General features: G+C 36.0%; 7 protein-coding genes and 1 pseudogene. 1 reads left to right on the forward strand and 7 read right to left on the reverse strand.

What is annotated here, in order from left to right; all coding sequences use genetic code 11:
* Nucleotides 1-55: 55 nt before the first annotated feature.
* The 3 genes from ACFO7M_RS00945 to ACFO7M_RS00955 form a co-directional block, all read right to left on the reverse strand.
* The gene (locus ACFO7M_RS00945; RefSeq protein WP_379733546.1) at nucleotides 56-589 is read right to left on the reverse strand and encodes a hypothetical protein; all 534 of its coding nucleotides are present in this window, start codon (nucleotides 587-589) and stop codon (nucleotides 56-58) included.
* Between the two features lie 139 nt (nucleotides 590-728).
* The gene (locus ACFO7M_RS00950) at nucleotides 729-1,289 is read right to left on the reverse strand and encodes a hypothetical protein (RefSeq protein WP_379733547.1); all 561 of its coding nucleotides are present in this window, start codon (nucleotides 1,287-1,289) and stop codon (nucleotides 729-731) included.
* A gap of 155 nt (nucleotides 1,290-1,444) precedes the next feature.
* Entirely contained in the window at nucleotides 1,445-2,062 is a 618-nt protein-coding gene (locus ACFO7M_RS00955) for a hypothetical protein (protein WP_379733549.1), read from the reverse strand.
* Between the two features lie 323 nt (nucleotides 2,063-2,385).
* Between ACFO7M_RS00955 and ACFO7M_RS00960 the strand changes: the two genes are divergently transcribed.
* Nucleotides 2,386-3,357: a hydrogen peroxide-inducible genes activator gene (locus tag ACFO7M_RS00960; RefSeq protein ID WP_379733551.1), complete on the forward strand. Its 972-nt coding sequence runs from the start codon at nucleotides 2,386-2,388 to the stop codon at nucleotides 3,355-3,357.
* A gap of 74 nt (nucleotides 3,358-3,431) precedes the next feature.
* Here ACFO7M_RS00960 and ACFO7M_RS00965 read toward each other — a convergent pair whose 3' ends face one another.
* The 4 genes and pseudogenes from ACFO7M_RS00965 to ACFO7M_RS16295 form a co-directional block, all read right to left on the reverse strand.
* Entirely contained in the window at nucleotides 3,432-3,848 is a 417-nt protein-coding gene (locus ACFO7M_RS00965) for an OsmC family protein (protein WP_379715468.1), read from the reverse strand.
* A 269-nt stretch (nucleotides 3,849-4,117) separates the two neighbouring features.
* Nucleotides 4,118-7,309 (reverse strand): S8 family serine peptidase, encoded by a 3,192-nt coding sequence (locus tag ACFO7M_RS00970; protein WP_379733553.1) that lies wholly within the window; start codon nucleotides 7,307-7,309, stop codon nucleotides 4,118-4,120.
* A 714-nt stretch (nucleotides 7,310-8,023) separates the two neighbouring features.
* Complete coding sequence (locus ACFO7M_RS00975; protein WP_379733555.1) at nucleotides 8,024-8,263, reverse strand: hypothetical protein; 240 nt, start codon at nucleotides 8,261-8,263, stop codon at nucleotides 8,024-8,026.
* Between the two features lie 87 nt (nucleotides 8,264-8,350).
* Nucleotides 8,351-8,503, reverse strand: a pseudogene (locus ACFO7M_RS16295) (transposase); the annotation flags it as partial.
* Nucleotides 8,504-8,633 lie beyond the last annotated feature (130 nt).

Genomic DNA, 8,633 nt, shown 5'->3' on the forward strand with positions numbered 1-8,633 from the left:
TTTACACTCAAGCACAGAGACCTGACGAAGTAAATCTGTGCTATCGAGAACTCCGTTACCCTTTTATTAAATAATCCCTAGCATCAATTTTATAAAAATTAAACTTCTTATTTGCAAAAACGCTAACTTCATAAATAATTCTTGGATGACCTTTTGGTTCCAAATCAATTTTCGTATTCTTTAGATGCATACCATTTTTAAAACAATTGTAAATTTCTTTTACATCTCTATTTCGTAATAAATCTAACGTATTCTTCTGAAACTCTACAAATTCATTACTCTCCTCAAAACTAAATACATCCAAATAATAATAAACATACTCTTTACCAGTAAAAATATAAGTTTCTTCGTATGTCCCTGTAAACTTATGACTATGTAGTTGAACAATAATCCAGTTATCTTTATCTAACAAATTAATTGAATCTAAAACTTTGTTTTTATAATTTACATATAAATCGAACTCTGCTTTATTATCCTTATAAAATTCATTATAAGGCTTTGGAATAAATTCGCCATGTTCATTATAAGACTTTAATACACCTTTTTTAAAATCTTTGTAAATAGGTTTGTTTATTTCATTAAGTGTCATCCTTTGAGAACAAGAAATAATAATGAAAAACAATAAAAGTAGTATTTGTAGAGAACACTTTTTCACACTAAAATCATTTCATTTTAAATAATATTGGCATAAGGCATTGCATTATTGAACAATCCTATACTTAGTTACATTACTTGCATTCACATTTTGGAATTTTACCCATTGTATCAAGGGTATATGATTTATCATATTTTCTATAATTCACGATTCTATTTTTTACTAGTTCTGAATATTGTAACTCATTGTTTTTATTGACAAATTCGAAAACATCCTCAATTTTATTCAAACTGTTTATGCAATTTACACCTTCAAAAAAATAAAGCTCTCCATCTAATACTATCAATAGTATAGAAGTTTTAAAATAATTATTTAAAGAGGCAATATGGTAAATATGTTTATCAATAAACTCAATGCGAGTATCATTTTTTTTAGGTACTACGTTAGTAGTATCAACTAAATCATAAACAAAAAAATTATAAAAACTATCATTAACAACTGAATATTTTCTAGGATGATTCAGTACATATTTTTCATCTAGTTCATTCAATTTTGATGCAATTTTTTTTAAAATTTCCAACCTATTGTAAGAAATACTATTATTACTTAAATCTGAATTTGTATTATTATCTTTTTGTGCATAGCAAGAGCTGATTACAAAAAATAAAATCATCAAAAATGTCTCTTTTTTCATATATTCGAATTATATACTTTATCCCTCTGCGCAAAGTTTTACCATATCAAATCTTTCATTTTTTTATTTAGCAAACTCAATAGCTCAAATTTGCATAATCCAGATTGCAATAAATTTTATTCTAGATGTAGTTATTTGTGACAATCTAACCCATATTACTGCAGTGTATCCAATCCTATAAAAGACAAAAAACTAAAATCATACGTTTGTATGCCTCTACCTAATTTTGATTCAAGAACACTAGGAATGTAATTGAATCCTAATTTAGGAACTCCAACTTGTCCAACATAATCAAGTCTCGAATTATCAGATTCATGACTTACTTTACAGAAACAAAACGCCCCATTAACAGGTGTCAAAAAAATAGTAACTCTAATTTTCTTACCGGAACCCCATTGTTTTTTTATGGTTTGAATTTTCTTTCTTTTATCCTTAATGATATCTTGAAGCGCTTTTCGGGAGCTCAAATTTTCTTTAGCATACTCGAAACTTTCTGTAATAGTAGAGTTAAACAAAATCATATTTTTATCTTCACAACACTCTTTATAATCAGTAGCGGAGAAACCAGATAAATAAAGTGGATATATAACATCTTCTTCATTCATTTTTGTATAATCATCTACAGCAAATATCCAATTGTCAATTTGAATTTTATGCCCCCCCTTTTTATTGATTGATTCAATTGTTACAATAATATAATCTTTGGGGTTTTGGGCCTTAACACTTAATACACCGACAAACAACAACACAATTAACAATAGTCTATTTTTCATATTTTTATTAACTTCAACTAAATCTAGAACATTTTATCCGATAGCGTGGTTGGACTCTAGCGTAATGACAGCCTAAGGAACCCCGATAGCGCGGAATTGTAATCCGAACGCGCAATTAACATCAAAACAAATCTAAAAAAACAAAACTACACCTTTTTATGTTGTTGTTTCTATTCTTTGTGGCATGGAAAACATTTACGTATTATGTTTTTTTTAAATTGAGTTTAATGGAGATTCCTTTTATAAAACCATTGCTTCACTCCGACTTTTTCTTATAAATAAAATTGTTCTTTTCTTACCTTTATAAAATAAAATTTATAACCATGACACTCCAACAGTTGAAATACATAGTGGCCTTAGATGAAGAAAGACATTTTGCAAGAGCAGCGGAAGTCTGTATGGTGACTCAACCCGGCTTAACCATCCAACTCAAAAATCTGGAAGAGGAAATAGGCATTAAAATTTTTGACAGAAATAAAGTACCACTTACACCAACTGCTCTCGGGGTGGAAATAATCAACCGTGCCAAGAAAATCCTTAGAGAAGCTGATGAAATTCGTGATTTTGTGATCAATGAGAAAAATGTGTTGGAAGGCGAACTGAAACTGGGTATTATCTCAACTTTATCGCCATATCTCATTCCCTTGTTCATCAAAGCCATGAAAAAAGCCGCTCCAAAAGTGCATTTCATCATCAAAGAGGCCAATACAGGTCAATTACTAAAAGAAGTGGAAAACGGAACGCTCGATGTAGCCATCATGGCCACTCCTACCGGACATGCTGCGCTTATTGAACACCCAATATTCCGGGAACCTTTTGTGGCTTACCTCAACGAAGAACATCCTTTGGCAGGTAGCGATTTTTATGAACTACAGCCCAATGACAAAACCGAATTGCTATTACTCCAAAGTGAATTTTGCTACAATGCCCAACTGCTGGATATCTGTGGTATAAAAGATCCCGGGAAAATAAAAGAACAATTTACGTACGATATCAGTTCTATAGAAACACTGAAAAATTTAGTCCGAGCACAATTAGGCTTCGCTATCCTACCCGAGCTCTCTATCCTCAATGAAAAAAATACAGGTCTCTTCAAACCTTTCAAAGAACCCAAACCGGTAAGGGAAATCAGCCTGGTTGTTTCGGACTCCTTCTCTAAAAAACTACTACTTGAAAAAATGAATGAAGCCATTTGGAATTGTCTCCCTGAGAATCTAAAAAAGGATTTCGCCTACCGCAAAATCAAATGGAATGGTTCGCCTTATTTCACCAAAGCGGTTAGTCGGTTTTTATAACATACAAAAGCCCGACATCAATGCCGGGCTTTGTATTATCCTGAAGTAACTGCTTACTTTTGCTTATGCATCGATTATACTAAAGTCGCTGCCAAAGTAATTTCTGTATTCAACAGTTTAGATATCGGACAGATTTCTTTAGCCTTTTGGGCTGTTTTCTGAAAATCTTCTGCTGAAATTCCGGGAACTTTCCCAGTAAGTTCTAAATGAATTAAGGTAATGGTACCGTCTTCAAAAGTAACTTTTGCCTCTGTATTCAAATCCTCAGGTGTAAATCCAGCTTCGCTTAAAAGGAAACTCAATTGCATGGTAAAACAGCCTGAATGTGCTGCGGCAACCAATTCTTCCGGGTTAGTTCCCACTCCTTGTTCAAAACGGGTTTTAAACGACAATTGCGCATTGTCTAAAGTAGTGCTTTGTGTACTAATGGTTCCTTTTCCTTCCATTCCTGTACCTTTCCAATTGGCATTCGCTTTTCTTGTAAATTTCATAATCTTACTTTTTTTTAAATGAGTATCTTTTTAGAATTCAAATCGTTATCCTGATTTGATGAGACAAATTTAGGACGACGCTTATTATAAATCAAATTAATAATTTTTTACACCTATTAAATTTATTTATAACACATACCTAAGAACAACTGTTTCCCCATTTATCGAGTTTTCAAAAATCGGCAAAGTATATTCTCCAACTTTACCAACCAACAAAACCCTGTAAACTAGGTTCACAGGGTTTCTGATTGTAACTACTTTTAAGGAAATTATCTATTTCTGAAGGAAACGCCACAAGAACCTGAAACTTTCTTGCCTGTATACTGAATTACATTCAAATCAAACTCTTCCTGGAATCTCTTTTGCCTGCCTAGTCCAACAATCATTGGCATCAATCCTGTAGTTGGCATCTCAAAAACAGTTTTCACGGTAGGATCAATCCAAACCACAGTTCTTCGCTTGTACATTTCAACGCGTGCTCCACGAATATGCTGCTTCGCATAAGCCTGGAAGTATTCATTTATTTTCGGATCCGGGAAATAGATGAAATAAGGCGTTTTGACTTTAGGCGTCGGAAATACCTCAACTGTGATACTTTTGGATCTACTTCTCGCAGCATTCCCCAACATGATAAAGCTGGCGTTGTCTGCACCGGAATCGGAATACACAATCGATATATTCTTTTGGGCCAAATTATTGTCGTCCCAAACATGATTCCCTGTTGGTGTAAATCCATCATGTGGTGATACTTCCACCAACAAACACGGATGCCATTTCACCGCAATACCATCAACAAGAACTGTTTCAGGCGGGATCAAATCGGCTGTCCATTCTAAAGTAATAAATCCATCGGCACCTGCCGCCACCGGATTAACCAATTGCTCACCAATCAGATAAGTTCCAAACGTAAGCGGATTCGGAATAACACCATTCGGGCGTACCGTCGGAATGAAATTATCCGGATAGATAAACTCCGCTCCCGCATAATGCACAATATAGGTTCTGATATAAAACGGATACGAAGCAACGGTTCCTCTGTTTTTATAACGTACGTTCAAATAGTTGTTTTGTCCTGCTATTGGCGACTGATGTACCGTATTGGCATTGGTAGCATAACTGGCCGGAGCAATGCCGTCATTGGCGTTTCGTACCCAGATATCAACTCCATGCCAATGTGGAGAAGAAGCGGCACCTGCTCCCGTATCGGCCATATTGTCTCTCACGAAGATATCTCGTGACGATGGATAAGTATGCGCAGTGCTCACAGCTAAAGCGGCGTTGATTCTGCCGTAACCGTAAAACTCACTGAAAAAGGGTCCAGTATATCCCGGATCGGTTGAAATTCTATTCATGGTATCTTTCCATCTTCCAACGGCATTAGTATTACCCGGATCAATCTTAGTAGCCGTTTCACGCATAATTTCACGAACTTCAATCCATGTCAGTTTGTTGTTAACCGATAACATCAAAGCGGCAACCCCGGCACAAACCGGTGTAGCATACGAAGTACCACCAAATCCGTTCTTGTAATCTCTGTTCCCAAACAATACTGCGGTTCCATTGGCTTTATTGTTAAACAAAGCCGGTGTAAAGGAAATTGTATTCCCTGCAATCCCTGTAATTCTTTTGGCTTCGGAAGGAGAAACATTCATAGTCGGATTACCAATAAAAATAGCTTGTCCATTGACAAAACCAGCTGCAGAAGCCACAGTAATCGAAGTGGCACCTGCCACAGCCGCCGCAGAAAGTGTCGTTTGACTTTCTCTATTACGAGGAACATTTCCATCATCATCACTCACCCCGTTAAGCACCGTAGCGGTAATGGCTCCATAATTTTGTGAAGGATTGTGCAACGGTAAACCGCCAACATACGCGTCATGGCTAGGTGCACAAAAATCCAATAAGGTACCTGAACCACTATAAGCCGAAATGATTTCAGTCGTTCCATCATTAGCCAATGTCGAGGCACCACAAGCAAAGGTTTTCTCATAAGCCGCCCAAGGTCGTTCCAAATGGAAATTAATATTGGATCCATAATTCCCTACTGAAAAAGTCAAGATAATTCCTTTTCCTCCTCTTCCATAAGTCGTCAAATGATCGAAAGCATCTTGCATAAAACCGGATATAGGCGCTGTAAAACCTGCTCCATAGCTGCTGGTGATAATATCTGCTCCTCGAGCCAATTGCGTAGGGAATCCCATTCTGGCACTATTCGGATCAAATCCTCCAACCCAAATGTACATATCCGAATAATCCGCTTCTGTTCCACCTCTTCGGATACCCATCAACCTACAGTTTCCGGCAACACCAACATTCCCGTCGGGAACACCTCCCATTACGGAAGTGGTATTGGTAAAACCTACCGAAGCACTGGCACAACAAGTACCGTGACTTCCGCCCAACGCATTGTTATTGGCTACCATACTGACAAAATTGAACGAATTAATCATCTTAGGTTGCCCATTGGATACTGTACCGTTGAATTGCGGGTGATTGGTATTTACGCCACTGTCAACCACCGCAACTACCACATCCGGACTTCCGAAACGTTGTGAAGCGCCTAAATTATCGCTTAGTACTTGCCATGCATCGGGTGTATTGATCAACGGATGATCCCACTGCTCCGGAAATAAGAAATTAGTTGGTATAATAGCATCTTCTTCATACGTATGAAACAAATTCGGCTCGGCATAATGCACCAAGTCCATCGCTACCAATTGATCGCATATCTCCAGACTTTTATAGCTATTGCCATCGGAACGGACTTTAAAATGGTAGGCATTTCCAGCATAAGGAATCGTTCTAAGTATCGTTAACCCCAATCGCTTGGCAATCACCCTCACTTCTTTTTCAGCAACGCTACCTTTAAAACGAACAATGATTTCATCGGTCAAAAGGGTAACGTTCTTCTCATTTTGTTTTAAAATTGGTCCCGTAGACAAAACACCTTTGAGCCTTTGAATGGTGACCAGTAGTTTTTGTCTTTCCTCTTCCGATGCTCCCTTAGGATAAGCAAACATCCCCAATCCGTTTTTAAGCAAATTGCGGTGGGCTTTCATCGGTTGCAATTGGTAGCGTTGAGCAATAGCATTCAACTGTCGTTCAACCATTCTATCTTCATCGGCCTGAACAGCCACTCCGAAATACTCTTTAATCGGCTCAAATGGTACTTTTACAGTACCTCTATAGTAAAATGGCATTCCTTTTTTGCCTAAAATAAACAATTCATCAATGGCGTTTTGCCCCACAAAAACGCTTCTTGTCTGTGTTTCATAGTTTTTTTCAGCAACGGTAATAACATACCGGTCTGATTTGATTTCCCCAGTTACATACGCTCCAACCTGCTTGTCAAAACGCAATGCAATTACTTCTCGATTGTTCGAAATGGAAACCGTAGCGGTACTCACCGGCTTTTTGTTGAAATCAACAACCGTAATCTTAATCCTACTTCGATTTTTCATAAACATTAATTCTTTAAGAAAAATTACCCAACTCTTTCTAGTTTGTTTATTCGTTTGTGTAATTTTTATTGTAACACCTACTCTTTTCTGGCTTTTCGGCTTCCTCCATGCGCATTCGCTTCCAGTTTATTAGAATGGAGTAAAATTAGGAGCACTTTAAAAAGGAATACCGAGGATAAACCCCTTTTTTGAAAGGTATTTTTCCTGAGAAAAACAAAGTATCGAATTAATTATCAGACAATTAACCAAAATAAACCATTAATTAAGCAGCATTTGCTTTTATTTAGTGTATCTTTATAAAATCTGAATAATTGATGGTTCATCACTTTCTGATTATTTTGGTCTTTAAAGAGTGTGCAAATTATATTGTATACTCTTTTTTGGTTGAAATGCATTGGGCCATTCTATTGAATACTTAATGAAATACATTGTAACAGACTGATTATCAAAAATAAAATCAATTTAATTACACCACTTGACTTAATTTTTTGTATCTTTAATGGACTGAAATGATTGGAGGTTCATATTTCTAATTGTTAGGTTCTTAAAGAGTGTACAGTTCATTTTGTACACTCTTTTTGATTGAATACAATCGCTCTGTACAGAATTGTGATTTGACGTATCTCGACCTTATACAAGATGAAAAACAAAAGGATGGACACCTATTGCGCCCATCCCTGTATCTTGAATGCCGTTGGAAACGGATTTATGATTTTAACTAAATTCAGATTCCAATTTGTTTTTAACTTCACTAAACTGAGATAAAACTTCTGGAACTTCTTCAAATAAATCATCGTGAAAATATTCTTTATAAAATTCATTTGGCCAAAGGCGCGTTGTAGAATTTGCATAAGAAACTAACCAATATTTTGAAACTCTTGAATCAATTATTTCAAATAACTCCACTGGTATGCTAATTAGCTTATTATCTAAATATATTTGTACATACGTCATAGTTTTTTGAACTGTAACTGCATAAACAGTATGTTCATCTCCTACAACCAGATAGCGCGGATTTGCAATCCGTGCCCGCAATCCACTTCAAAACAAATCTAACAAAACAATCTCTAAATCATTTTCCAATCCCGCATAATTCCTTGCTGAACTATAATAATAATCCTCTGGATGAACTACGATTTTATCTTTGACTGGATTGTTATGAATGTAATTTATTTTTTGTTTAATAAACCCGATAGCGCGGATTTGCAATCCGTGCCCGCAATCCACTTCAAAACAAATCTAACAAAACAATATCTAAATCATTTTCCAATCCCGCATAATTCCTTGCTGAACTATAATAATAATCCTCTGGATGAACTACGAT

Source organism: Flavobacterium sp. GCM10023249 (genome assembly GCF_042653365.1).
Taxonomy (GTDB): domain Bacteria; phylum Bacteroidota; class Bacteroidia; order Flavobacteriales; family Flavobacteriaceae; genus Flavobacterium.

What these genes read in the sequence shown, in the direction of transcription:
- ACFO7M_RS00955 (WP_379733549.1), bottom strand. Translation starts at nt 2,062, where the DNA reads ATGAAAAATAGACTATTGTTAATTGTGTTGTTGTTTGTCGGTGTATTA.
- ACFO7M_RS00945 (WP_379733546.1), bottom strand. Translation starts at nt 589, where the DNA reads ATGACACTTAATGAAATAAACAAACCTATTTACAAAGATTTTAAAAAA.
- ACFO7M_RS00965 (WP_379715468.1), bottom strand. Translation starts at nt 3,848, where the DNA reads ATGAAATTTACAAGAAAAGCGAATGCCAATTGGAAAGGTACAGGAATG.
- ACFO7M_RS00950 (WP_379733547.1), bottom strand. Translation starts at nt 1,289, where the DNA reads ATGAAAAAAGAGACATTTTTGATGATTTTATTTTTTGTAATCAGCTCT.
- ACFO7M_RS00960 (WP_379733551.1), top strand. Translation starts at nt 2,386, where the DNA reads ATGACACTCCAACAGTTGAAATACATAGTGGCCTTAGATGAAGAAAGA.
- ACFO7M_RS00975 (WP_379733555.1), bottom strand. Translation starts at nt 8,263, where the DNA reads ATGACGTATGTACAAATATATTTAGATAATAAGCTAATTAGCATACCA.
- ACFO7M_RS00970 (WP_379733553.1), bottom strand. Translation starts at nt 7,309, where the DNA reads ATGAAAAATCGAAGTAGGATTAAGATTACGGTTGTTGATTTCAACAAA.